This window comes from Nafulsella turpanensis ZLM-10 (genome assembly GCF_000346615.1).
Classification (GTDB): domain Bacteria; phylum Bacteroidota; class Bacteroidia; order Cytophagales; family Cyclobacteriaceae; genus Nafulsella; species Nafulsella turpanensis.
Map to the genome: position 1 here is coordinate 1 of NZ_ANNU01000021.1, position 24,846 is coordinate 24,846.

The 24,846-nt window shown below is 45.1% G+C and carries 21 protein-coding genes, 1 tRNA gene and 1 pseudogene; 8 read left to right on the forward strand and 15 right to left on the reverse strand.

All coding sequences use genetic code 11. The annotated features are described in order from the left end of the window. Positions 1–326: 326 nt before the first annotated feature. Positions 327–3,308 (forward strand): PD-(D/E)XK nuclease family protein, encoded by a 2,982-nt coding sequence (locus F752_RS0109750; RefSeq protein ID WP_017731545.1) that lies wholly within the window; start codon positions 327–329, stop codon positions 3,306–3,308. A gap of 32 nt (positions 3,309–3,340) precedes the next feature. Here F752_RS0109750 and F752_RS0109755 read toward each other — a convergent pair whose 3' ends face one another. The 7 genes from F752_RS0109755 to F752_RS0109785 all read right to left on the reverse strand — a co-directional run bounded on the left by F752_RS0109755 (position 3,341) and on the right by F752_RS0109785 (position 10,768). Continuing rightward, complete coding sequence (locus F752_RS0109755; protein WP_017731546.1) at positions 3,341–3,904, reverse strand: peroxiredoxin-like family protein; 564 nt, start codon at positions 3,902–3,904, stop codon at positions 3,341–3,343. 209 nt (positions 3,905–4,113) lie between these two features. Then, the gene (gene trxA, locus F752_RS0109760) at positions 4,114–4,437 is read right to left on the reverse strand and encodes a thioredoxin (RefSeq protein WP_017731547.1); all 324 of its coding nucleotides are present in this window, start codon (positions 4,435–4,437) and stop codon (positions 4,114–4,116) included. Between the two features lie 226 nt (positions 4,438–4,663). Continuing rightward, positions 4,664–5,941 carry a SpoIIE family protein phosphatase gene (locus F752_RS0109765; protein WP_017731548.1) on the reverse strand — a complete coding sequence of 426 codons (1,278 nt, stop codon included), beginning with the start codon at positions 5,939–5,941 and terminating at the stop codon, positions 4,664–4,666. A gap of 321 nt (positions 5,942–6,262) precedes the next feature. After that, entirely contained in the window at positions 6,263–6,784 is a 522-nt protein-coding gene (locus F752_RS0109770; protein WP_017731549.1) for an EF-hand domain-containing protein, read from the reverse strand. Between the two features lie 98 nt (positions 6,785–6,882). Further along, a complete protein-coding gene (locus tag F752_RS0109775; protein WP_316928872.1) occupies positions 6,883–7,836 on the reverse strand; it encodes a histone deacetylase family protein in 954 nt (317 codons plus the stop codon). A 76-nt stretch (positions 7,837–7,912) separates the two neighbouring features. After that, complete coding sequence (locus tag F752_RS0109780; protein ID WP_017731551.1) at positions 7,913–8,686, reverse strand: enoyl-CoA hydratase/isomerase family protein; 774 nt, start codon at positions 8,684–8,686, stop codon at positions 7,913–7,915. Positions 8,687–8,692: 6 nt separating this feature from the next. After that, on the reverse strand, positions 8,693–10,768 hold the full coding sequence (locus F752_RS0109785; protein WP_017731552.1) for a ComEC/Rec2 family competence protein: 2,076 nt from the start codon (positions 10,766–10,768) through the stop codon (positions 8,693–8,695). A gap of 138 nt (positions 10,769–10,906) precedes the next feature. Between F752_RS0109785 and F752_RS0109790 the strand changes: the two genes are divergently transcribed. Together F752_RS0109790 and F752_RS0109795 are read left to right on the forward strand one after the other, a co-directional pair. After that, the gene (locus F752_RS0109790; protein ID WP_017731553.1) at positions 10,907–11,788 is read left to right on the forward strand and encodes a mechanosensitive ion channel family protein; all 882 of its coding nucleotides are present in this window, start codon (positions 10,907–10,909) and stop codon (positions 11,786–11,788) included. 53 nt (positions 11,789–11,841) lie between these two features. Next, positions 11,842–12,450 carry a sll1863 family stress response protein gene (locus F752_RS0109795; protein ID WP_017731554.1) on the forward strand — a complete coding sequence of 203 codons (609 nt, stop codon included), beginning with the start codon at positions 11,842–11,844 and terminating at the stop codon, positions 12,448–12,450. 69 nt (positions 12,451–12,519) lie between these two features. Here F752_RS0109795 and F752_RS0109800 read toward each other — a convergent pair whose 3' ends face one another. Together F752_RS0109800 and F752_RS0109805 are read right to left on the reverse strand one after the other, a co-directional pair. Next, positions 12,520–12,951 carry a GNAT family N-acetyltransferase gene (locus F752_RS0109800; protein ID WP_017731555.1) on the reverse strand — a complete coding sequence of 144 codons (432 nt, stop codon included), beginning with the start codon at positions 12,949–12,951 and terminating at the stop codon, positions 12,520–12,522. 33 nt (positions 12,952–12,984) lie between these two features. Then, on the reverse strand, positions 12,985–13,926 hold the full coding sequence (locus tag F752_RS0109805; RefSeq protein WP_017731556.1) for a PhoH family protein: 942 nt from the start codon (positions 13,924–13,926) through the stop codon (positions 12,985–12,987). Positions 13,927–14,021: 95 nt separating this feature from the next. Here F752_RS0109805 and F752_RS23850 point away from each other — a divergent pair, with 95 nt between their 5' ends. From F752_RS23850 to F752_RS0109820, 3 genes are all read left to right on the forward strand, one after another. Then, positions 14,022–14,870: an SAM hydrolase/SAM-dependent halogenase family protein gene (locus tag F752_RS23850; RefSeq protein WP_017731557.1), complete on the forward strand. Its 849-nt coding sequence runs from the start codon at positions 14,022–14,024 to the stop codon at positions 14,868–14,870. A 289-nt stretch (positions 14,871–15,159) separates the two neighbouring features. Further along, positions 15,160–15,471: a putative quinol monooxygenase gene (locus F752_RS0109815; protein WP_026135644.1), complete on the forward strand. Its 312-nt coding sequence runs from the start codon at positions 15,160–15,162 to the stop codon at positions 15,469–15,471. A gap of 94 nt (positions 15,472–15,565) precedes the next feature. Beyond that, positions 15,566–15,649 (forward strand) — tRNA-Leu (locus F752_RS0109820). Positions 15,650–15,714: 65 nt separating this feature from the next. Here F752_RS0109820 and F752_RS0109825 read toward each other — a convergent pair. Together F752_RS0109825 and F752_RS0109830 are read right to left on the reverse strand one after the other, a co-directional pair. Next, complete coding sequence (locus tag F752_RS0109825; RefSeq protein ID WP_017731559.1) at positions 15,715–16,227, reverse strand: GAF domain-containing protein; 513 nt, start codon at positions 16,225–16,227, stop codon at positions 15,715–15,717. Positions 16,228–16,284: 57 nt separating this feature from the next. Beyond that, positions 16,285–18,867, reverse strand: a complete 2,583-nt coding sequence (locus F752_RS0109830) for a PAS domain-containing sensor histidine kinase (RefSeq protein WP_017731560.1) — start codon at positions 18,865–18,867, stop codon at positions 16,285–16,287. 518 nt (positions 18,868–19,385) lie between these two features. Here F752_RS0109830 and F752_RS0109845 point away from each other — a divergent pair. Both F752_RS0109845 and F752_RS26975 read left to right on the forward strand, forming a co-directional pair. Then, complete coding sequence (locus tag F752_RS0109845; protein ID WP_152425093.1) at positions 19,386–19,781, forward strand: DUF983 domain-containing protein; 396 nt, start codon at positions 19,386–19,388, stop codon at positions 19,779–19,781. Positions 19,782–20,541: 760 nt separating this feature from the next. Next, positions 20,542–20,703 (forward strand): annotated as a pseudogene (locus tag F752_RS26975) (DapH/DapD/GlmU-related protein); the annotation flags it as partial. An 83-nt stretch (positions 20,704–20,786) separates the two neighbouring features. Here the strand turns inward: F752_RS26975 and F752_RS0109855 are convergent. From F752_RS0109855 to F752_RS25325, 4 genes are all read right to left on the reverse strand, one after another. Next, the gene (locus F752_RS0109855; RefSeq protein ID WP_017731565.1) at positions 20,787–22,286 is read right to left on the reverse strand and encodes an oligosaccharide flippase family protein; all 1,500 of its coding nucleotides are present in this window, start codon (positions 22,284–22,286) and stop codon (positions 20,787–20,789) included. Positions 22,287–22,743: 457 nt separating this feature from the next. Further along, entirely contained in the window at positions 22,744–23,088 is a 345-nt protein-coding gene (locus F752_RS0109865) for a hypothetical protein (protein ID WP_017731567.1), read from the reverse strand. 21 nt (positions 23,089–23,109) lie between these two features. Continuing rightward, positions 23,110–23,331 (reverse strand): hypothetical protein, encoded by a 222-nt coding sequence (locus F752_RS0109870; RefSeq protein WP_026135645.1) that lies wholly within the window; start codon positions 23,329–23,331, stop codon positions 23,110–23,112. Positions 23,332–23,439: 108 nt separating this feature from the next. Continuing rightward, the gene (locus tag F752_RS25325) at positions 23,440–24,780 is read right to left on the reverse strand and encodes a T9SS type A sorting domain-containing protein (protein WP_017731569.1); all 1,341 of its coding nucleotides are present in this window, start codon (positions 24,778–24,780) and stop codon (positions 23,440–23,442) included. Positions 24,781–24,846: the final 66 nt, after the last annotated feature.

Genomic DNA, 24,846 nt, shown 5'->3' on the forward strand with positions numbered 1-24,846 from the left:
ATGCTTTTTCTGCACTTTTAAATTCACACAAAGAGGGCAGTTCTCGCACAGACTGCCGTTGGGACTCATAAGTGGCTGTCATTGCGAACGTAGCCATAGCGGAGTGAAGCAACCTGTTAATCAGGTGCTAATAAGCCAATAAAGAGCATTGCCCTTTAAAGCTCTTGTGCTACTATTAGAAGATTGCCGCGCTCCGCAAAGCTCCGCTCGCAATGACAACGTTTTATTTGCTTGCTCCTCTCGGTGACAGCTTGTTTATTAGCCTCTTTTGTCTATAATCAGCCTGGATTAAAAAGTCCGCTGGAAGAAAAGCGGGATACATACAAATGAAGAAAAGAGAAGAAGATATACCTATGAAACCCTTTCTGGAAGAAATGGCGGAGGAGATTGCCGCTACTTTCCCTCATCAGCTCGATGAGCTGGTGTTTGTGTTCCCCAACAAACGGGCTGGTCTGTTCTTTCAGAAATACCTGGCTGCCAAAATACAGGCTCCGGTATGGTCGCCGGCGGTAATGCCCATAGAGGGCTTTATCCGCAGCCTCAGTCCTACCCGACAGGCCGATACTTCTTTTCTGGTTTTCGAACTCTTCCGGATTTACAAAGAACTCGCCTCTACCGAAGAAAGCTTCGATAAATTCTTCTTCTGGGGAGAAATGCTCCTCTCCGACTTCGACACAGTCGATAAATACCTGGCCGATGCCGAAATGCTGTTCGTGAACATCACGCAGCTGAAGGAAATGGATACCTCGCTTGATTACCTGCTACCGGAACAGATTGAGATCATCCGCTCCTTCTGGGAGAGCTTTGGCACGGAGCGCAGCCGTCACCAGAACGAATTTATTGCCATCTGGGAAATTCTGCTCGAAACTTACCAGCGCTTCCGCCAGCGGCTGGAAAAGGAGGGTATTGGTTACGAAGGGCTCATTCATCGCGAAGTGGCTGAGAAAGCCATTATTGGGGAGCTGAAACACACTCACAAACAGGTGATTTTTGCCGGATTCGATGCCCTTACTCCTGCTGAGGAGCGCATTATAGAGTACTTCGTTAAGCATGAAGATTCGCTGGTATACTGGAATGTAGATGCCTACTATATGCTCGATGAGCGGCAGGAGGCCGGCAGCTTTCTCCGTGCTTATGCCAACCACAGGGTTTTAGGACACACCTTCCGCCAGCCTTACAAAGAATACCTGCAGAATCCGGCGCAGCCGAAGCACATTGAGTTTGTAGGCGTGCCCCTGGAGGTGGGACAAACCAAAGCCATGGGCGAAAAGCTGCTGGAATGCCTGCAGCAGCAAAGCTCTATTAATCTGGAAAAAACCGCCATTGTACTGCCGGAAGAGCATATGCTGTTCCCGGCCCTGCATGCCATTCCGGAGCATTTTACCCTGCCCGATGGCAGCACCTTCGACATCGACCGCATCAACGTTACCATGGGTTACCCGCTGCGCAATACGCCCCTCTACAGCCTTATGGAGACGCTGCTCGACCTGCAGCAAAGCCTCCGCAGCAGTGGTAAAAGCACGGTTTTCCATTACCGGCGGGTACTCTCCATTCTGCGCCACCCCTATGTATATTATTTCGATTCCGGAAAGGCACGGAAAAATATCGAGGAGATTGAAAGGCGCAATAAGGTATATCTCTCTGCCAAAACTCTTGAGAAGGACGAGCAGCTTTACCCTGCCATTTTCCGGAAGGTCGAGAAAGTAAATGATGCCTTCGATTACCTGCTCGATATATTGCTGGCCATTAACAGCAGCATAGATGAAGAAAATTATGAACAGCCTACGCTTGAGCAGGAATATATTTACCAGTTCTTTACCCAACTCAAACGCCTGCGGGAGCTGATTGGCCAGCAAAGTGTGGAGCTGAGTCTGCCGGTGTTCCTGAAGCTGTTCCGCCAGATACTGGTGAACCTTCGCCTGCCCTTTAGCGGAGAGCCGCTGCGCGGTTTACAAATTATGGGTATACTCGAAACCCGTAACCTCGATTTCGAGAACCTCTTTATCCTGAGCGCCAATGAAGGCAGCTTCCCTCCTGCTCCCGGGCATAATTCCTTTATTCCCTATAACCTGCGCCGCGGCTACGGCCTCCCCACTTCCGAGCGGGAAGATGCCATTTATGCCTATATCTTTTTCAGCATGATACAGCGGGCCAAGAATGTGCATATTTTTTACAATACCGAAACCGGCTTTAACATGAATGGCGAAATGAGCCGCTACCTCTACCAACTGCTCTTCGAGTCGGGACTGCCAATTCACCGCCAGGTACTCTCCAACCAGGCGCAGCTGGCGAAAAGTCTGCCGGTAGAGATAGCCAAAACCCCGGAGGTGCTAAAGATTTTGCAGAAGTATGTGGTACGGCAGAATGGCTCTTACAGCCGCCTTACCCCTTCGGCCCTGAATACTTACCTCGACTGCCGCCTCCGGTTTTACTATAAATATATTGCCGGCATCAGCGAGGCCGATGAGGTGCAGGAAGATGTAAATGCCATGGTTTTCGGTAACCTCCTCCACCGCAGCATGGAGCTGGTGTATAAGCAGTTTATGCAGGAGGAAGGTCGCGAGTTGATTGAACCGGAGGATTTCCCCCGCCTCAAAAAGCTGGCCGATGCAGTCATTGACCAGACCTTTCAGGAGCACTATGGTGAAACCGAAGCCTTTGACTTTGAAGGAAAGAACCTGATTGTGCGCTCGGTGGTGCGGAAGTTCATCAATGCCATTCTTTCCTGCGATCAGCAGTATGCCCCTTTCGAAATTATTTCGCTGGAGGCCGATGAGGATAAAAACGATGATACCGATACCAGTACCGGCTTTAAATTAGACCTCCTCATTCAGCCTGAGGGGGAACAGCCGGTGAGTATCGGCTTAAAGGGCATTATTGACCGGGTGGACCGTAAGGAGGATAAGGTACGGGTAATCGACTATAAAACCGGTAAAGACACCAAACGCTTTATCAGCATTCCTTCCCTCTTCGACCGGGAAGACCCCAAGCGCAACAAGGCTGTGATGCAAACCCTCTTCTACGGCCTGTTGTACCTGAACAAGCACCCGGAAGAGGATGCACGCGTTATTCCCGGCCTTTACAACAGCAAGGAGCTATTCAGCAAAGGCTTTGACGTAAAGCTGGAGATACAGGTGGCAAGAAATAAGTACGAGCCCATCCACGACCTTAAACCCATGGTCTCCACCTTCCGGAGTCATTTACTAAAGCTGCTGGAAGAAATATTCAGTTCTGTCCAGCCCTTCAACCAGACAGAAGACCTGAAGAAGTGTGGCTACTGCCAGTTCAGGGGGCTTTGCCATCGCTAGGACTCCCTTCTTTGGGCAAGAACCTATTTTATTTATTCACTCACCACACCACTATTGGCGAAAGCGTGAATCTGGTAGAGTGGCAAACGGTCGTTCAGCCTACCGGAGTAATGAAGCTTACGGATTACCAATCCTTTATCGATTAGAAATTCGGCAGGAATGGTATTAATAGACTCACCATCGGCCATTGGGTGCATGGGCAATCCCTTCATCTTTGCCTTAAAAGCTGTTTGCACAAAAGTGGTCAGGTGGCTTACTGCCGATTTAAAAGCGGAACTTTCGAGGCCGTAGGTATCGTACCATACTTTTTCCGGATCTGAAATAAGCGGAATGGGCGATACCTCTTTATGGAAAATACTCCTGAGCAACACCCTTTCTTTCGATTCGAAAAAGAAAATCATTTCCAGCCCTTTCTGTTTTAGCTCAAAATAAGCTTTAGTGAGCTCATGTACCCGCAGGTTGCAAAAGGGGCAGCCGGCATGCCGGAAAAAGGCAAGAAGTAATTTCTTATCCTTATAATCATTTAAATCAATAATGCGACCGAAAATATCTACCAGAGAAAAAGCCGGTGCTGTTACATTTCTTTCTAATTTCATTAAACAAAATTAGAAAAAGAAACAAATAAAAATGCGCCCCATTTAGCTGAAATATTTTCCATGTGTGAAAAAAGAAAAAGTAGCTATTCCCGCTTCCCGGATAAATATAAGTAAATATAAGTAGTTAGGAAAATAAAGAAGCTTTCAAAAATAAAACCCTGTTTCCGCCAGGCAGAAACAGGGTCTCAAATTCTTATTACCAGTATTAATTAAGCCAGCTGAGCATCAAGCTTTTGAGCCAGTACATTTTTAGATACTGCGCCTACCTGCTTATCCACTACCTCGCCGTTCTTAAATACCAACAGTGTAGGAATACTACGGATCCCAAACTTCGCAGAAATTTCCGGATTTGAGTCCACATCCAGCTTACCTACAACGGCCTTACCGTCGTAATCGCCGGCAAGTTCTTCCACTACCGGAGCAATCATTTTACAAGGTCCGCACCATTCTGCCCAAAAATCTACCAGAACTGGTTTATCGGTATTGGTTATTTCATTAAAGTTGGAGTCTGTAATTTCAATTGCTTTACCCATGATTCAAAAATTTATTAATGTTGATAGTAGTATTATATGTATCAGACACAAAGATAGTAGAAAAAGTTTCTTTCTTTTACCCCAACCCTTTTCGTCTACTGTGCACTCTTTCCATTTACAATGGCTTTTCTGTAAGCTAAAGATGCTTACAAAAAATAGCCTGCTCTGTATCAGTAAGATAAAAATAACAAAGCTGTTGCCGCTTTCCTTTCTCTGTAAGAGAAGATTATTTCATTTTCATGGCAATAAGGGCAATATCATCGTTGATGTCGCCGCTGTTAGCCCACTCCTGGCTTAGGTTTTCCATAGCACGGATAATCTGCTCCGCAGGCTGATCCACCACCTGGGCAAAGCGCTGCCGGATGCGGTCGTAATCCAGCATTTCTTTCTGTGGATTAAAGAGTTCCGGAAGACCATCGGACATTGCCAGTAACACATCGCCCGGCTGTACCTTTATTTCCTTCGTTTCTACTTTTTCCTGTAGAGAAGAGCCCAGGAACAGCCCTTTAATCAATATCTCTTCTACCTTATCGTACTCCTGCTGATAATACAACAGAGGAGGCATACCGGATGAGGCAATTGTAAGGGTGCCGCCTTCCTGCAGCCGCATTATGGTAAGGCCCATATACATATTTCGAACCTGCAGGTTCCGGATTCCCTCAGATACACGGTAAATCATCTCTGCCGGTGATACATCGTGCCCCATTGTGTGGAAATAGCTTTTAACAGTAGCCACTACAATACCGGCTCTTACTCCATGGCCGGTAGCATCTCCAATAATTACTGTCAGGTTATTATGGGCATCAATTTTATAATCGTAATAATCGCCTCCTACCTCCACGCAGGTTTTCATGAACATGGCCATATCGAGGTGGGGCAGTTCAGGAGATACGTGCGGCAGCATAGAGAGCTGTAATTGCTTGGCCTCCTGGAGCTCCCGGCTTTTACGCTCACTCTCCTTCTCTATATCCACCATGGCAATGGAGGTTTTTAGCTGCATCCGGATGAGTTCCTGCTGCCGCTCGCGCAATAGCTGGTTGGCCTCCTTCAGGCTTTCATTACTTTTGCGCAACTCCAGCCGCTTTAGCTTTAGCTCTTCCCTGACTTCTTTTCGATGGATGGCCACTTCAACGGAATGGCACAGCTCGGAAGGCATAAAGCTTCCTTTTTGCAGGTAGTCCATTACCCCTCCGCGAAAAGCCTGCACGACTATTTCTTCATTTCCTCCACCGGTTAAGAGAATTACGCACATGCCACTGTGGAGTTTCTGCCGTAAAACAGGCAACGCTTCCAGGCCTTTAACATCCGGCAGCAGGTAGTCCAGCAGAATACAGTCAGGCTTTCTTTCTTCAATTTTGTTTAAAGCACTTTCTAAAGAAACAGCCTCCTCTACCTCAAAGGAAAAACTATCTTCCAGGTTCCCCTTCTTTAAGAACTCCTGTATGAGTTCCCGGTCATCCGGATTATCGTCAATTATGAGTATATATTTTTTTTCCTGCTTCATTCGAACTAAAGGGCCTTACGGGCAATAAAAATAAAAGGATTGGCAACGAAATAAAAGTCGTCAAATCTAAGCACCTGTAAAGGTAAATGATTTAAGAAAGGTAACAATTATAGCATTAAGAAAAAAGTAAGAAGTTTCTACCCATACTACTTTTTTTACTTACCACCACCTTAATTATTGCTTATCCGCCAGTTATTTTTACTGCTCCGACAAGGAGGATATAAGCAGAAGATCGTATCGTATTTTACTGAAAAAAGCTTTCGCCCACTTTTACAGCAGAAAGGGCACAAAGATGCAGCCTTCGGTAAGGAACCGCACTCTTTAGTAAAACCAGCGCCTCAGCCGGCCATCCTTCAATTCAGCCGCACGAATGTGACCGTCGACGTTTTTATCCCATAAGCGAAAAAGAGCTGTAATAAATTCGGTCTGATCAATGGTTCCGTTGCGGTTCAGGTCGGACTCTTCCAAGGAAAATACCTGGAGTTCCGGAAAATAGGGCTCAGCAGCACCGGGGGAAAGTGCAGGTGTAAAAGGACCGGAAGCATTCGCAAGCATGGGTTCGGCCTCTGCGGTTAAATTTCTGCCGGGATTTTTTAAAAGCTCCGCTCTGGCGATAAAGTATTCCTGCCGGTCAATTGCGCCATCCGAGCTTCGATCCCAATGTTCAAAAAGGCTGGTTTGCCTTAGTCCATTGTAAAATTCGGCATGCGTAAGTCTTCCGTTACGGTCTTTATCCCATTCCCGGAAGTTTGTGTCTGCTCCCAAATTCGATACCTGCGCATTTGCAGTCACTAAAGCAGAAAAAAGAGAAAGCATCAGGAGCAGGCATTTTCCTTTAGCCATTAGTACGCCCATAAAAATAAAGATTAAAAAGTTTAGATTAAAAAATATGAGTATTATACTTTAATCTGGCCGGAAGGGTTTCGCCTGCATAGGATATTTTAACCGTATACCTGTAAGGCGGCGGCAAAAGTGTGGGTATGAGCATCCACCACATCGGCCAGTCTGGAGGAATAACCACCGCCCATTGTTATAACGAGCGGCAATTCCTTCGTTTTACAGCTATTGATAACCAGTAAATCGCGCTGCAGACAGCCTTCCTTACTGAGTGATAGTTTTCCCAGCTTATCTGTTTTTAACACATCAACACCAGCCTGGTAAAAAACAAAATCGGGCCGCACATTTTGTATCAGATCGGGCAGACGGGCTCCCAAAATATGGAGGTATTCTCTATCTCCCGTACCCGACGGTAGTGCTATATCAAGGTCTGACTGTTCCTTGTGTAAAGGGTAATTTTCCTTTCCATGTATGCTGAACGTAAATACCCTTTCCTCCTGCTGAAAAATAGCCGCAGTGCCATTTCCCTGATGCACATCCAGGTCTACGATCAGAATTTTACCTGCCTTTCTTCTTTCGAGCAGATAACGGGCTGCTATCGCAATGTCGTTGAGGATGCAGAAACCTTCGCCATGTCCGGCATAGGCGTGGTGTGTACCACCTCCGATATTAATTCCCAGGCCGGTCCGGAAGGCTTCTGATGTACTGGCAATGGTTCCTGCAACGCTGTTCTGTGCTCTTTTCAATGAAAGGGCTGATAAAGGAATGCCTATTCTCCGGATCTCCTTCGGAGAAAGACTCAGATTCTCCAGCTGCTGCCAGTAAGCAGGGCTGTGGATACCGGTAATCAGCTCCGGAGGACAGAGGCCAGGGTCGTACAGCTGCTCAGGTACAATCTCGCCTCTGTAGAGCAACTGCTCCTTTACCAGTATATATTTGGCAATAGGAAACCGGTGCCCTTCAGGCAATTCGTAAATATATTTATCTGAAAATGCCAGTTTAATCATACAGGGCTGTTGGTTGTCTGTTTTTAGTTGTTCGTGAATAGCAAACTTCACGGCCCGGGCAAACTTTGCTTAAAGCTTTCTGAAAAACAGTCTCTCCCTTCCCTTTCATCAATTAACAACCATAATCCTACCAGCTAACCGGCTCTTTATTCAAAAAGGCGGCAATTCCTTTTTTACAGTCTTCACTTCCGCGGGCAGAGGCATTCTGGCTGGCGGCATATTCCAGACCATCTTCCAGACTCATTTCCTGTACGGCCGCAATCATTTGCTTCGTATAAGCCATAGACTGGCCACTATTGTTTTTACAAAGCTCCCGGGCAAAGGTATAAACATGCTGCTCAAGCTCATTGGCGGCTACAATTCCGTTAATAAGGCCGTAGTCTTTTGCCTCTTCAGCGCTGATAATCCTGCCGCTGAGTAGCAGATCTTTCGCTCGCCCCTCTCCTATTTTCCGCAGCAGAAAGACCTTTACAATGGCCGGTATGAAACCAATCTTTACCTCGGTATAGCCAAACTTTGCTTCGGGTATGGAAAAAGAAAAATCGCATACACTGGCAAGGCCGCACCCTCCTGCCAGAGCATGACCATTTACCTGCGCAATAACTACTTTAGGATGGGTATATATCTGGTAAAACAATTCCTTCAGGTGGCGGGAATCTTCCAGGTTTTCTTCGTAGGTGTTGTTTTGCAGCTGCTGGATATAGGCAAGATCAGCTCCGGCACAAAAGGCTTTACCTTCGCCGGTAAGTACAATTACTTTTACGGCATCGTTGGCGGCGGTCTCCTTAAAAACTTCCTTTAGCTCGCTAACGGTTTCGTAGTTTAGTGCATTTCTTTTTTCGGGTCGGTTAAGGGAAACATAGCCGATGCGGTTGCGCACCTCAAAGTTTACAAATTCCATAAAAAATTAAAGGTTTAGTTCAAAAGCACCTTCCGCAGAGGTAAGGTGGTAGGACAAATTTAAACTTTCTGCCTGTTGCTGCAGCCTGTTTTGGATATAATTTTGATTAGATCCATCGATAAGCAGCTGATCGAAGCGGAAGTAGCAGCTCAGCAGCTCAAGGTCTTTTACTGCATTATGGCTAAGCACCACATAATTGACCTGCAAGGGTGAGGCCAGCGGGCAGGGAACTGCCAGAGGAGCTTTTACATAAGCAATGGTTTGTCCCTCCCACACCAGCAAATCGTAGCCGGGATTTCGACTTAAGGCCGGCCGCAAAGTGTTTTCCGGCATTTCAGATACATTTAGCCCCATCGCTATACGGTTAGGCCGCAGCGTGTATGCCAGCTGTTGTTCAGGAACTTCGTTAGAAGTATGCAGGTACTCCTGCCGCCCCGCCACCAGCTGAAGGACCGAATAACCCGGAATATGGTACAGCAACAATTTCTTCTGCTCATTGCGCTGATAAACATCTATTACGAAGGTCGAAACTAATACCACTCCTGCCAAAACAGCCAGTAAGGCCTGAAAAAAGTGCCGAAAGTGCAGGAACAGCAATGCCAGCAGTAAAAAAAGTAAAAGTAATACTAGCTGCCACTGGCTCAGGCTGGTCTCCATAGCACTGTAAGGCAGCACCTCTGCCATAAAAACTACTTTATTTACTAAACTGATTACCAACTCGAGGAGCCAGCCTACTCCTTCTGCGAGGAAGGGACTCATAAGACTACAGGCCAGCAGTAAAAAGCCGAGGCCAAGTATGGCACTGGAAGCAGGCACTACTATCAGGTTCGTCAGGAAGAAATAGGTGGGAAACTGTCCGAAGTAGTAGAGCCCAAGGGGAAAGGTAGCCAGTTGAGCCGCCAGCGAAACAGCCAGCAGGTTCCATAGCCAGCGTACTGCCTTATTTTTCCCCTGGTACCATTCAGCAAAGCGTGGTTGCAGATACACGATTCCGAAAACGGCCAGGAAGGAAAGCTGAAAGCCGACTGCCCTAAGGATAAAAGGATCATATAACAGCATGACAAAGGCTGCCAGTGCCAGGGTATTGTAAATGCCGGAGCGGCGTTTGAGCTGCAGGGCAAACATTACAAGGCTAAACATAATAACAGACCTGAGTACAGAGGGAGACAGGCCGGTAACAAAAGCATAACTCCATAAAACCAGCAGGCTCAACACAAAACCCAGCCATTTTAACCAGGGATGCCGCCGCCAGGGGCGGAAGAGGAGCTGGAGAAAGAAAAAGATAAAACCAACATGCAGGCCCGATACCGCCAGTACGTGCATAGCCCCGGCTGTGGAATAGGCCCTGTTTATCTCTTCATCCAGTAACTCGCGATAACCCAGCACCAACGCATTGGCAATGGCGGTTTCCTGCGGTCCGGAAAGGTATCGATCCATTTGCCTGCTTGCCCACAGCCTTACTTCCAGCGCCAGATCTCTAATTCCCGTAGAGCTACCCAACAGCTTTACCTGCTCTGGCCGGACAAAGGCCTGGCAACAAATACCCTGCGTGGCCATGTACTGCCTATAATTAAAGGTATTTGGATTTAAGGGGTCCGGAACTTTAACAGGTTCCATTTTTACTAACAGGCGATCGCCGTAGGAAGGAAAATACTGCAGGGAATCTTTTCGGATGTACAGCATAAGACTGCTGTTTGCCGGGAGCCAGCTATCTCCTTCCCTATAAGCCAGCAGGCGAACGGGTACTTTTACGGTTTTGGCAGTAGGCAGCCCCTCCTGCCTGGCCTCCACCAGCCAATATGCCACGCTCTTCTCCGGCCATTCTACCTGCAGAGTCTCTTGCCGCTGCTCCATTCGCAAAAAACCCAATGTAAACAAGAGTAAAAAAGCAGCCAGCCCATTCCAAAGGGGAGTGGAAGCCATATGCCTGCGGAACAGGTAAAACAGTACGTAAAGAATTACTACCAGCAATCCAGTAGTCGCCAAAAGCACTGTGCTGGCAGAGAAATACAATCCGGCCAGTATGCCGGCAATCAGCCACAGTACATAACGGAGGAATGGAAAGGCAGCCCAGGGGTACATCTGCAGTTCTTTTTAAATTATACCTCCGGAAAGTGCAAATTGTTTTACAGATCGGAAGCTGCTCCTTTACACCTTTTACCAACAATTTCCTGAACGGCCGGTTATGTGTCTATTAAATTCAATTATTTAGTCTCATCTATGAATATTCAAGATGCCTCGGAGCTTGTACTTGAAAAGCTCGAAGCCTGGGCTCGCACCTTTATAGCCATGCTGCCGAACCTGGCGATTGCCATTGTTATTGTGCTAATTGGTTATGTCCTCGCCCGTGCAGTTCGGAACCTTATCCACAAAACGCTCAGAAAAACCACTCACCACAGTGCCCTGCTTACACTGGTAACCAATGTGGTATACGTTAGCATCATTCTTATTGCAGCTTTTATCGCACTTGGGGTTCTGGACCTGGACAAAACAGTTACTTCTTTGCTGGCGGGTGCCGGTATTGTTGGTCTGGCACTGGGCTTTGCCTTTCAGGATATCGCCTCTAATTTTATGGCAGGGGTATTTATGGCCGTACGTAAACCCTTTGATGAAGGAGATATTATTGAATCGGAAGAAAAGATGGGCGTGGTGACAGACATGAGCCTTCGGGCCACCATCGTTCGGTCCTTTCAGGGACAGTACCATATCATTCCAAATAAGAATGTTTTTCAGGGAGTTATTACCAACTACACCCGCCTGGGGCGAAGGCGAATTGACCTTGCAGTTGGAGTTTCCTATGGAGATGATCTGGAGAAGGTAAAAAAAGTTACACTGGAGGCTGTAAAAAGCATTCCAACTGTTCTTCAGAACGAAGACATCTCTCTCTACTTTAATGAGTTTGGCGATAGCTCCATTAACTTTTCGGTCCGATTCTGGGCTACCTTCAAAAAACAGACTGATTTCCTGCAGGCCCAGAGCGATGCTATCATGGCAATCAAGAAAGCTTACGATGAAAATGACATCATGATTCCATTCCCAATACGTACCCTCGACTTCGGAATAAAGGGTGGTGAAAAGCTCAATGAGGTATGGCCTAAATAAAACTTTTGATTTTTGAGATCGTATAATTCCGGACAAACCAAATTTTGAACATTATGAAACTTAAAAATATTTTTGGTAAAAACGGTGCCCTTTTACTTGGAGCAGCCATGACATTTGCCTTTACCAGCTGTAATACAGATGTTAAAAGCAATCAGTCAATCCAACGGGAAGTAGAAGAAGAGTATGATGACTCAGATATTAATGAGCCGGAGGTAACCTATGAGAATGGCGAATATGTAGATGAGGAAGAAAATGTAGAGCGCGTTTCTGCAGGTGAAGAGCCAGTTACTACCGGTCTTGGAGAGCCGGGCTATAATTACGACGATCCGTATGGATATGAAGAACGCGAAGTGGTGGTGAATAAGGTTGAAGAAGAATTAAATCGTGCCAACCGCACCATTAATGAACTGGAACGTAAAATAGAGGAAGAAGGCGATGTTGTAAATGCTGAATTAAAGCAGGAATGGGAAAAAGCCAAAGTGGAACTTGAAGAAAAGCGTACAGAACTCAATGATCAGCTTGAAGAACTTGAAACTGCTACAGAAGATGAGTGGGAACAGGTAAGAATTAAAACTAACCAGACCCTGGAAGAATTAGGAGCTGAATGGGATGAGTTAAGCCAGGATTTAGAAATCGATACCGAAGAAGGTGTTGATAACTAATTGAAATAATTTTATTAATAAAAATAAAAAAGAGAAGGGTGCTGCCAGCTGGCAGCACCCTTCTCTTTTTTATTCCTTTATCATTTTATAATGCATAATGCCGCATTCGTCAAACTGGTCGCCTTTTTTCCTGAAACCAAACTTCTCGTAAAGCGGAACAGCAGTAAGCTGGGCGTGCAGGTAAATGCTTTTACCACTTGTTTCAGATTGTTCCTGTACATCCTCTAATACCCTTGCCACCAGTGCACTGCCAATGCCCGAACCACGATTTTCTTTCAGCACGGCAAAGCGCTCCAGCTTCACTCCCTTATCAGTAAAACGCCAGCGGGCCGTTCCTCCCGCTTTACCTTCTTTGTTATAGGCAAGAAAATGCACAGCCGACTCCTCAAACTCGTCATATTCCTCCTCCTTACTTACCTTTTGTTCCTCAACAAATACCTTTTCGCGAATAGCAAAAGCTTTTTCCAGCTCTTCCCGGCTGGTGATTTTATCTACTTTCATTCCGGTGTTCAAGTTCAATTTTTTTAGAAAAGTCTAGGCCTCTGCCTTCTCATAAGCGTCGATGATTTTTCTTACCAGTTTATGGCGAACCACATCTGCTCCATCGAGCTTTACAAAGCCTATTCCCTCGACATTGGCCAGGATATCCAGTGACTCCACCAGACCGGATTTTTGCTTCCTCGGCAGGTCTATCTGCGAAATATCGCCTGTAACAATTACTTTCGAATTAGGTCCCATTCGAGTAAGAAACATCTTTAGCTGCATAGGCGTGGTATTCTGCGCCTCATCGAGAAGGATATAGGCATTTTGAAGCGTACGCCCGCGCATATAGGCCAGGGGCGCAATTTCAATAATTCCGGTTTCCTGGTAGAACTTCAGCTTTTCTGCCGGAATCATATCCTGCAGGGCATCATAGATGGGCCGAAGATAAGGATCTATCTTTTCCTTCAGATCACCTGGTAAAAAGCCCAGATTTTCTCCCGCCTCCACAGCCGGCCGGGTGATAATAATTTTCTTGACATGCTTATTCTTCAGTGCCCTTACCGCCAGGGCTACCGAAATATAAGTTTTACCGGTACCGGCAGGACCTACAGCAAAGACTAAATCATTATCAAACACCGCATCGACCAGTTTCTGCTGGTTAGCGCTTTTAGGCTTTATGCTAAACCCCCTTGTGCCATACACCAGGGTTTCATCCTTACTATTGGCCAACACCGCCTGTTCTTCCTGCTGCAGGTAGTTCTGTACATTATCTTCCGTTACTTTTCCATAACGGTGGTAATGTTGCAGAAGAGAGTTAAGGATATCGTTAATCTTGAGTATTTCGTGCGCCGCTCCTTTAATGCGGATTTCATTTCCCCGGGAAATGATTTTGCTATTCGGGAAAGCAGCAGCAACTTCTTGTATGTTCCGGTTCTCAACACCTAAAAATTCAGGCAGGGAAACGTTTTCCAGCGTGATTACTTTTTCTACCAAAGGCTCGAAATATTTTATAAGTTTGAGTTCAAAAGCTTTCTAAAAATCTGTAAGTTTGTTTCTAACAAATCTACACATTTATTTCATCCTCAACTATGGCTATAATTACATTTATCTCCGATTTTGGGGCTCAAGACCATTATACGGCTGCCGTTAAAGCCCGTATTCTGTCTGAGAACCCATCGCAGGTAATTGTAGACATCAGTCATCAAATAGAACACTTTAACATCGCACATGGTTCTTTTGTGCTTGGAAGTGTTTTCCGGGAATTTCCTCCCGGCAGCATTCACCTGGTAGCCGTACACGCTACCGGCGGCCTTGGCGAAGCTTATATTGCTGTAAAACTTGAAGGGCATTATTTTGTTGGTACAGACAATGGCCTGATTGGTTTATTAAGCGAACAGGAGCCTGAGCAGGTGGTAATACTGGGCACTACGCCTGAAGAAAAGGAACTGGCCCGGCTTACCAGTTTTCCTGCCAGAGATGTTATGGCCTTTGCAGCGGCCCGTCTGGCTGCAGGAATTCCTATGAACGCATTGGGAGAGGAAACTTCTTACTTTAATCGAATGATTGGCCGCAAGCCCCGCGCCAGTCGCAAAAGTATTGCCGGCCATGTGATTCATGTCGACCATTACGGGAACCTGATCACCAATATTGAACGACATGAATTTGAATTTCTGCTGGAGGACAAATTCAGGCTCCAGGTGGGGCGCGAAAACCTGCAGAAAATCCACAAAGCGTATAATCATGTGGATGCCGGCGAAATATTTGCCCTTTTTAACAGCCAGGGACTGCTGGAGTTAGGCATCAATTGCGGCAATGCAGCTGAACTGCTGGGACTGGGCTTCGACAGCCCGGTTACTATCCATTTTATTACCGAAGAAAGTGCAATAGCCAACTCAAAAGAAAGTAACCTTCCCTTAAAAAAAAGCCGCTTAGACTAAAGGAGCGGTTTATAAACCTGTAAAGGTTTCGCTGTTCTACTCTTCGCTGAAAAACTCATTTATAATTTTACTTCCTCAATAATTTTTTCCTCCAGTCAGTATCCCTTAAACCCTTGGACCTTTTTTTGCATGTTCAAACGTTTGTTCTGTACCCTGCCTGTTTTTCTGGTAGATTAAACAACATAAGAATAACATTAAAAAATGGTGAAGCCTATTTGCCTGCCTTTGCAAAGACCGCTAAACCTTCTACTTTTGCAGCTGTTTGCACAAAAGCTAAACTTACAGAAACATGTTGATACGAGTGGTAAGAATGTACTTTCAGGAAGAGCATGTAAATGATTTTCTTGAGATTTTTGAGGAGTCCAAAGAGCGCATCCGTAACTTCGACGGCTGCCAGAAACTGGAGCTTTTACAGGACTATAATCAAAAACACATCCTGACAACCTATAGCTACTGGCGCGATAAAAAAGCTTTGGATCATTACCGTTCCTCTGCTTTCTTTATGGAGAACTGGTCGCAAATGAAAAAATACTTTTCAAATAAGCCAATCGCTTTTTCCTGCATTAAACTGGCAGAGGTTGACGGGCAGCAAAAAGCCTGATTTTAATTGAGAAGCTATTTGCTTTCAGCAAATTATTCTCTATGTTTGCAAGCCTGTTAAAAGGATATTCTTCAATCGCGAAGAAATTAGAAACGCCTCGGTGGCGGAATTGGTAGACGCGTTGGTCTCAAACACCAATGGCCGCAAGGCCGTGCCGGTTCGACTCCGGCCCGAGGTACTCCAGCGGACTTATTCACTAGATCCAGTGAAAAGTCCGCTTTTTATTGCAAAGTATTTTCCTTATTACCCCAACCTTTTCTCTTCCAGCTCCTCCATTACGGCACTGGCCAAACCCTGCAGGAGCTCCTGCTCGGCATCTGAGAACTTTCGCGGCTTTTTATCCACAATACAAACAGAACCAATCCGGTAACCATCCGGTGTTTGCAGCGGGGCGGCAGCATAGAATTGTAAACCAAAGTCGCCGGTCACCAAGGGATTGGCCAGCAGACAGGCTTCCTCCCTTGCATTTTCAAATACCGTTACCTCCTCCTGTAAAATGGAGAGCGAGCAGAGACTAATACCCCTGCTTACCTGGCGGGTACCTTCCATCCCAACATTGGCTTTAAAGATTACCTGTTTTTCATCTACAAATGAAACCAGGGCAATTGGTGTTCTAAAAATATGAGCAGCCATGGAGGCAATATGCTTAAAGCTGCCCAACTCCTCGTAAGTATCTGTTAAGCCGTAGCTATACAACCTGGTGAGCCTTTCGGTCTCATTTTCGGGAATAATAGGTCTTCCAAATGAATTTTCCATCTTCTCTTTTTCTACAAGATTTTTCTTCTGGACTTTCTGACTTAGCGTCCGTGAAATCTATTTAAAGTAAAGCAGGAAGCGGGTACCTACTTTTGGTTCGCTGTTAATTTCTATATAACCACCCATAGCTTCCATATGGGTTTTTATCAGATATAGGCCTATTCCCCTTCCATCTGAATGATTGTGGAACCTCTTATAAAGCTTAAAAAGATTATCGCCAGCCTTACTTAAATCAATTCCCGAACCATTATCGGTAAAAGAGATAATGGTGCCTCTTGTTGTATGGGCCAGGCATGTAATATTAACCTTTAAAGGGCGGGAAGCCCACCGATACTTGATTGCATTTGAAAGCAAATTGTGGAATATACTATACAGGTAGGCTTTATTACCCTGCACTTTTACCTGCTCATGAATACTTATATTCACCACTCCGCCACTTTTCTCTAAAGGTTCCTCCAGGTCATGCAGACTTTCGCGGCACAACTGTGCTAATGGAATCCATTCATTTTCGAAATTGTCCTTCCTATCCCGGATGGAAAGGATCGTATTCATATCTTTCAGAACATTATCCAGCTTGAAGACACTTTCCTTTAGATAGGCAAGGGAAGTGTCGAAAACCTCACTATCCTTGTCCACTTCTTTTAAAAGATTAACCAGCCCCATAGCATTAGCCAGCGGTGACCGGAGGTTATGTGACACCATATAGGTAAACTGCTGCAAATCTCTGTTCTGCAGAAAAAGGTCTCTGGTTAATTGCTGTTGGGCCTCCTCTGCCTGCTTTCGGTAAGTTATGTCGGTTTGAATGTTAATAAACCTCACTATTTTACCAAAATCATCAAACACAGGAGTTATATCAAGGAAAAGCCACACTTTCTCACCTGACTTTTTGTAGGTCAACATTTCTTCAGAAAAAGGCTTTCCCTGTATTCGCTTTTCATTTATCCTTTTAAGGGTTGCCAGGTCTGTTTCCTCTCCCTGTAAAAGCTCTTTAAGTTGCTTACCAATGGCCTCTGAAAGCGAATAACCGGTTATGTCTGTAAAGCCTTCATTTACCCATTCTGTTACTCCGTCTGCATCCAGAATCATTACCCCATTAGTCGTCTTACTAGCCACCAAAGAAAGCTTTTCGAGCTCCTGCTTGGAGTTAACTGTTTCAGTTACATCATCAAAGTAAACAGATAAGCCCTCTGTCGAAGGATATGCTTTTACCTGCAGCCATTTATCGACTCTCGCCAGAAAGGCCTCAAAATGAACGGATTTACCGGTTTCCACAGCTTTATGGTACTGCCTGTAAAACTCGCCCCCACTTTCTTCAGGAAAAATACTCCAGATATCTTTGCCGATACATGCTTCTTTACTCAGCAGGGTGAGCCTTTCAAATTCGCTGTTGACATAAGTAAGGTTCCAGTCTTTGTCGAGGGTAAAGAAAGCATCTGTAATACTTTCAAATATTGTACTAAGCTTTGATGCCTGCTGTTTAATTAAATCGCCGGAAGTTTTGACAGCTGTCACATCCCTTGCAATGGTATACACACCTACTACTTCCTGGTCCACCATCACCGGAATTTTGGTTACATCCAAAACCTTTTTCCCGAGCCGGCTCAATATAACTTCCAGTTCAAAGTTAGGCTGTTCCCCTTTTAGCGCCTGTTGCAGGCTCTCCTGGCAAATCTGCTTTGCATCGACTGGTAAAAAATCAGAAAGGGGACGGCTTATAGCGTCCTCTCGTGGGGTACGAAAATAAAAGGAGGCAGTAGGATTGACGTCCAGGATAATTCCTTCCCTGCTTTCAAAAACCACAATATCCGGATTGGCTTCAAACAGGGCTTTAAAGCGCTGCCTGCTTTCCTCCAGTCCCTGCCGGATAAGAATCCGGTCTGTTATGTCGCGGGAGCTGGTAACGAAAGCACCAATATTGGGGTTGGCCAACTGATTGTTAACCGAGGTTTCGAGCCACCTCCAGTTTCCACCGGCATCCCTGAACCTGAAATCAGATACCTTAACTTCACCTTCCGACACCAGTGCACTTGAGAGTGCTGTTTCTATTAATGGTATATCATCGGGATGAATAAAGTCAAGTGCACTCTTTCCTTCCAGATATTTTGGAGCATGCCCCAGAATTTTTAAGGTCGAGCCTCCACTGTATACAACATTTAGCTCTTTATCCAGCAAGGCCAGCATGTCTGCCCCATTTTCAACGAGGGAACTGTACAGCTCCTCCTGCTGACGAAGCTTTTTTCTTACCACTATATGCTCGGTGATGTCACGACCTATATAAAAAAAGGCCTGCTCCTCTCCCGACCAGCCTCCTGACCATTGCAGGTATACTTCCCTGCCTGAACGATCCACATAACGATTCTCGAAATTAACGGATTTACCCTCCCTGACACTTCGGCCCGCTTCCTGCATGGTCTTTTCCAGATCATCAGGATGAACAAAATCGTCCAGCTTTCGGCCTTCTAAATCATGGGTGCTATACCCCAGAATATTTTCACATGCCCCACTTACTTTTAAAAAGTAACCTTCTCTGTCGAACAGGCAGATCATATCCGGAGAGAAATGCATCATTCTCTCTAAGGAAATATTCTCCTGTTTATTCTTCAGGATTTCCTCACTCTGCTCGTCATAGCCCTTTTTCATTCCTCTTTTTGTAAAAATAATATTATGATCAGCCCTTTCCGGTGCTGTCTGGGAATTAACAGAAAATAACAGAAAATAATTACCTGCTCCTCCAATATAAATAAATTATTAAACAGAAAAGCAAGATTGGTATCAGCTAAGCCTTGTCTCATGGCTGTCTGAAATTTTATAATCTCCAGATCGCGCTTATTCAGCGGTCGGGAAATACAGTCCCGGATCTCTTCCGGAAACTGCTGGTTCATCACCCTCTATAAATCAGGCTTTCTTTCAGGAGTTCATTGGTTTTGTATTTAGTATCAGGATATTTAAGGCGGTTAACAAGTCTCTTCATAAGCAAAATAATTTAATTATTTGAAGATGCATGGTTTTAGCTATCAGCCCACCGATATACAGATGCAAAGGAATGGGTAAGATATTTTTCCGCATGATTCTGGCCTCCAGTTAATATATTCGGGCCGAACCTTTTTCAGAATTACCATATACAGTACCTTAGAATCTCTAAGGACTACAGGTGAATTATGGACTGGAAAAAAAGCAAACTGTATAGTATATCGACTTTAAAATGCCCGAGATGCCACGAAGGAAATATGTTTCCACCCGGCACTCTCTATAGCCCGTCGCAATTTGCTAAAATGTACCCTAGCTGCCAGTGCTGTGGGCAAAACTTTGACCCTGAGCCGGGTTACTACTTTGGTGCCATGTTCATCAGCTATGCCATTAGTACCGCGTTATTTGTGGCTGCATGGATTGCCTTAAGCTTTCTGCTCGAAGAGGTTACGCTCCTGCTAATTACCGCAGTAATTATTTTGATTGTTCTGGGGCTGCTGCCAATCAACTTTCGATTGTCGAGGGTTTTATGGATCCATATCTTTATCGATTATGAAGGCCCATGCAACCGAATTCAAAAAAAATAAACTCCTCCCAGCACTCTTTAGCTTAGCTTTTTACCAAACTCCAGCCTGAACAAAAACCTCCTCACTTCTTACCCACACCGTGGATCATCTTACCTTTTATTTTTTCCAGATAAATACCTGATAATTAAAAATAAGAACTGAAACATTTTCAGCTAAACCAAGATTTATCATATATCAGGAGTCAGTTTGATGCCTCCACTTTTTGAAAGTTGAAAGCGGGGGATACCAAAATACTGTCTCCCGTGTTAAATTTATTTTTTACTTTTTTCTAAATGTCATGTTTACATACATTAAGGCGAGAATACCCTTCCTGACGGGTTTAAATCTTAGCCGTAGCATCTCCCTCTCCCGGATGCAACAAAGAAAGGAAAGCACCTCTTCCTTAAAAGACTTTTTAAATATCAGGATTCATAAAGGCGTAAAAGGAAGAATAGGCAAGAATGTTTCGATTAAAGGGGAGGGCCAGCTGGCGGTTGGAATTCGCCACCGAACGGATGTTTACAACCCTTCCCTTTTTACCTTGTCCGACAACTCTGAACTTATTATTAACGGCAGGTTCAAGATTTTCACCGGCTGCAGGGTGGAGGTAAGTCCGCATGCAAGGCTGGAGCTAGGCAGCGGCAGCATGAATAACAGTTGCCAGATTGCCTGTTTCAAAGGCATTAAAATTGGCCATGGAGTAGCTATTGGAGAAGGAGTACGTATTTGGGATACCGATGGACATACCATCCTGAACACGAACCATGAAATGAGCAAGCCCATTGAAATAGGAAACCATGTATGGATAGGCATTAATTCAACTATCCTGAAAGGGGTGAAAATCGGGGATGGTGCTGTAATAGCAGCCGGCTCCGTGGTTAATAAAGATGTGCCACCCGGTACGCTCGTTGGTGGCGTTCCTGCCAAAGTAATAAAGGAAAAAATAGAATGGGAATATTAGAAGAAAAGCAGCGGGCCTTCATGTAAGATAAAAACCTGCAGCTCCACCTTTTCTTCCTGCTTTATTTATTTCTTTTTCTTTGTTAACTCACTCGAAATATAGTTCTTCATCGACCCAAAATCTGCAACAGACAGCAGCTCCTGCCAGTCTTTTCTACTCATCCACCCTATCAGGGTAAAAAAGGCATAGATGCAAATCAGGAAAATACTTACAAAAACAGCCTGCAGGTACCATTGATCATCAAATAGCCACTCATACACGAGGAAGAAAGCCGCAAAGAAAAGCAGCCCGAAAAGGGCATATTTGGCCGCACTTATATGACTAAGGATTGGGCAGCTACGGAGTGCATAAAAGCGGAATATAACTCCTAAAAAAAGCATACTCAGCAATAAAGCAACTGCTACCCCTGCAGCTTCCAGGTCAAAAAACCAAGGTCCGACAAAGACAAAAATCAGCCCCACAAACAGCACCAGGTTGGCGGTACTCAGTATAGCAGAGAGCTTAAACTTGCCGTCTCCCTCCACCACACTTTCAAAAGGCATGTTAACAATAGAAATGAACATCGCCCCCGTTACCAGCTGCATTACCAACACCGACTCAAGGTATTCCGCGCCCAGGAGTAAGAAGATGATTTCTTTCGAAAAAATTATAAGCAGCAGGATGGCTGGCATAATAAAAAGAAAGCTGAAACGCTCAAAACGCTCTATTTTATCCTTTATGTATTGCTGATTATTTTCTGCAATTGCCTTTGAAAAGAGCGGGAAAAACAATTTTCGCACGCTCTTCCCTACCAGCAAAATAAAGCCTCCAATTTTAAAACCTGCGGTATAATATCCTACACTTTCAGAACCGGCCAGGTACTGAAGCAGTACCTTATCTACCTGATTTATCATGCTGGTAGACATCCCTATAAAAATGACCGGCAATGAAATACTGATGTATTCACGGGCCAGTTTTTTATCGAAAGAACCGTAGTTGTAGCCACGAAACAAATAAATATAAAGAGGAATAACGAGCAGATAGGAAGCCAGGGAGGCAGAGGCCAGGGCAATGGCTCCATACCCTAAAAGGACGATTACTATTCGCAAAGGCTGCAGGATAAAGCCCTGGGTGAGGTTAGGAAGCTCAATCTTTGCCTGTTCGGTATGGGCAGCAAAGGTCGACTTTGGAATAAAAAGAAGCTGGCTTACCGTAACAGCTGCCAGAGAAATGAAAATTACAATTTCATGAACCCGGCTTTCAAAAGGCTCGTTAAGAAGGTACTTCTGCACCATAAACATGGTAATAACGGAGAGAACAAAAAGAGTCGTTGTAGCCAGCTTTAATATTGTAAAGGTGGTAATACATTTTGCCTCATCTCTCCCCTGCGAAATAAGCCGTATATGTGCCGTGGCCAGGCCAAGATCGGCAATAAAAGCTATTAAAGAGACGAAGGCAGTACCAAAGGCCACTGTACCTAAAACGGTTGGACCCGCTACCCTGGCCACAACCAGGCTGGCCACTACCTGCAACACCTGAAAAATAATACCTGATGAGTAGCTTAAAATTAACTTCTGCTTTAACATGTAAAGTCTTCCTGTAGATTAAATGATGAAAAAAATTCCGTAAAATCCTCTTCCGCCATCATTGAAGAGCGATTAATTTCACCTGTCAGAACCACAACTGATATAGGGGAGGGCCGGATTTCTCACCTTTACTAAACGTCCTTTTTGCTGAAGAGTTTAAAAAAGAGGCCGGCTACCGACGAATTATTTTTGGTTTCACATGCGGCGGTTCTTCTGAACGGTTGAGATATATGCCCTAACAGATGCAGACGGCTTTTATCCAGCTTAGGTATTAAGCAGTCCGAAGCCTGTTAATTAGGTTCTATACCTAAAAGAGGTACCTGCAAAAAAGAAGTCTTTGACCAGTGGAAACCTTACAAAAAGGAAAACCTGCTACAGGCCTGCAGTTAGCGAAAAAAAAGGGCCTGGTGCTCCCTGCCGCAGTTTTCTGGCAAACCGAACCACCGGCTTCTATTGTTTAAATACTGCTCATTTTTGAAGCAGAATACAGGCGGCGGGTAGCCACTTTCTGCATTTCCCGCTCAAGCACTAAATCCGTCAGTTTACTTACAATGGCAGGCCCCGTAGATAAGGCCAGTGCCTCTTTAAATGCATCTTCGCTCACGTCCATCCGGTACATGGCCTGCAGTAAGCGCTCGAACTGGTGGTCGAGCAGAAAATTAATTTGCTGTTGAAGGAGCGCCCGCAGCTCCTCTACTCCTGCTAAACCGGCTGCTGGCGCTATGGCCAAAGGTTCGCCCTTCTGTACCTGCAGGTGCTTTTGCAGAAGCACTACCGCTTCCAAATGGTCATCGGATTTCATGAGACTTTTTATTCAGTTAATTCAGATAATATCTCCGTATTGGTTAATCTCATCGAGATCATAGTCCTTTCCCTTACCATAGCGCACTAACTCCTGCAACTCGTATTTTTCCATGGTAGTAGAATCCTGCACCACAAAGTTCTGGTCGTGCAGGCGACCTACCACTGTAAATTCACGAACTTCATCATAGTTCCGCAGGCGGTATCGATGCCCAACCCTCAATGCATTAAACGACATTGCCATAGTATCCTGTTTAACCTTTCCGCGTTCCTTCCTTTTTCAGGCCACAAAGCTACAATAAAAAGGATTCAATCTTACGGAAATATTCTATGCTTGTTACAGCCTGCTACCTTATTCCTTCAGTAGTCGATATTGATGCCGGCATTCTGATGATCTCACTTCCAGCACATACAAGCCTGCCTTCAACTGCTGTAATGCTCTTGTATCCAGCTTCCATACCACGGTATCAGTGGCAGCCATTTGCCGCTCCTCCTGTAGTATTAGCCCTCCCCTGCTGTCGTACAGGCGGAAGTATATTTTCTCTTCCTTTAGCGCTCTCCACAGTATGAATAGCTTATCCCGAAATGGGTTAGGGTGCACCTTTACATGCTGCAGGGCGGAAGGTGGTACTTCAATACTTACCACCGGACTATATTCCGATGCACCATCATAATCAACCTGCAGTAACCGGTAATATAAAACAGGGGAAAAAAGCCGCTCTGGATGCTCATCTTTAAACTGATAAGCTTGCTCCTCCTGGCTTGTACCGGCTGCCTTTTTACTGCCAATCCGGCTAAAATGGATTCCATCGGCAGAGCGCTCCACCACAAAGTGGCTGCTATTCATTTCAGTAGCCGTTCTCCATTGAAGTTCAACATCTTTCCCCTGCCAATGAGCACTAAAACTAAGCCACTCTACTGGCAGCGGGTCGATATTTATATCGTTTGTAATCAATAAATTATCGAGTTGGGCTAAAGCGACAAGGCTGTTGCCCCACAATAAAAATTTAACTGTATTGATGGCTGAACTGCTTCCCTTGTGAGCTGGTGATACTAATAGTGGCAAGTCATCTATCCATACCATCACAAATCCATCGGAGAGCACACTTGTTCTGTCATCCGGCCCCACATACACAATATCACTCCCGCTATTATTGAGGAAAATAGAAATACGGTGCTCGCCGCTAAAAGCAGGCGTCCTCCCTAACTCCCCTTTTTCTGTTTCATTACTCAGGTAAAAGCTTTTGGTTTCGGTAACGTAAATGTTCAGATGTGCCCAGCGCTCCTTGTTTACCGGGTAATGGCTAAAATGGGCTAAAGTATCCCCAACAAAGATACCGGCAAATTTTCCTGCGGCACTGCTGCTATCCACCTTAAAATCAAAGCTAATTCTCAGAAAAGACTCCTCATTTATTCCTGTACTTCGTTCAAAATACCGGCGCTGATTATTGCTACTTTTGTTCATCAGCAAATATTGGTCTCCATTGCCTGAGATAAAAAAAGGCAATGTTCCATTACTATACTGGTGTTCAGTTATTATGTCTACCTGTCCAATTGTCGGAGGCGTGCCCTCAAACTGACTTAAGGCCGATAAGGTATCGAAAGACTGCACCAACACCTGCGCATGGCCGTTTTCAGCACAAATAAGAAGTATCGCTAACAGAGAAAGAAGTGTAACTCCTTTGGTTTTCATAGCTGAAGGTTAAAAAATGGATGCATCCTGCGGATACACGAACCTACCTAATACTGATACCCACAA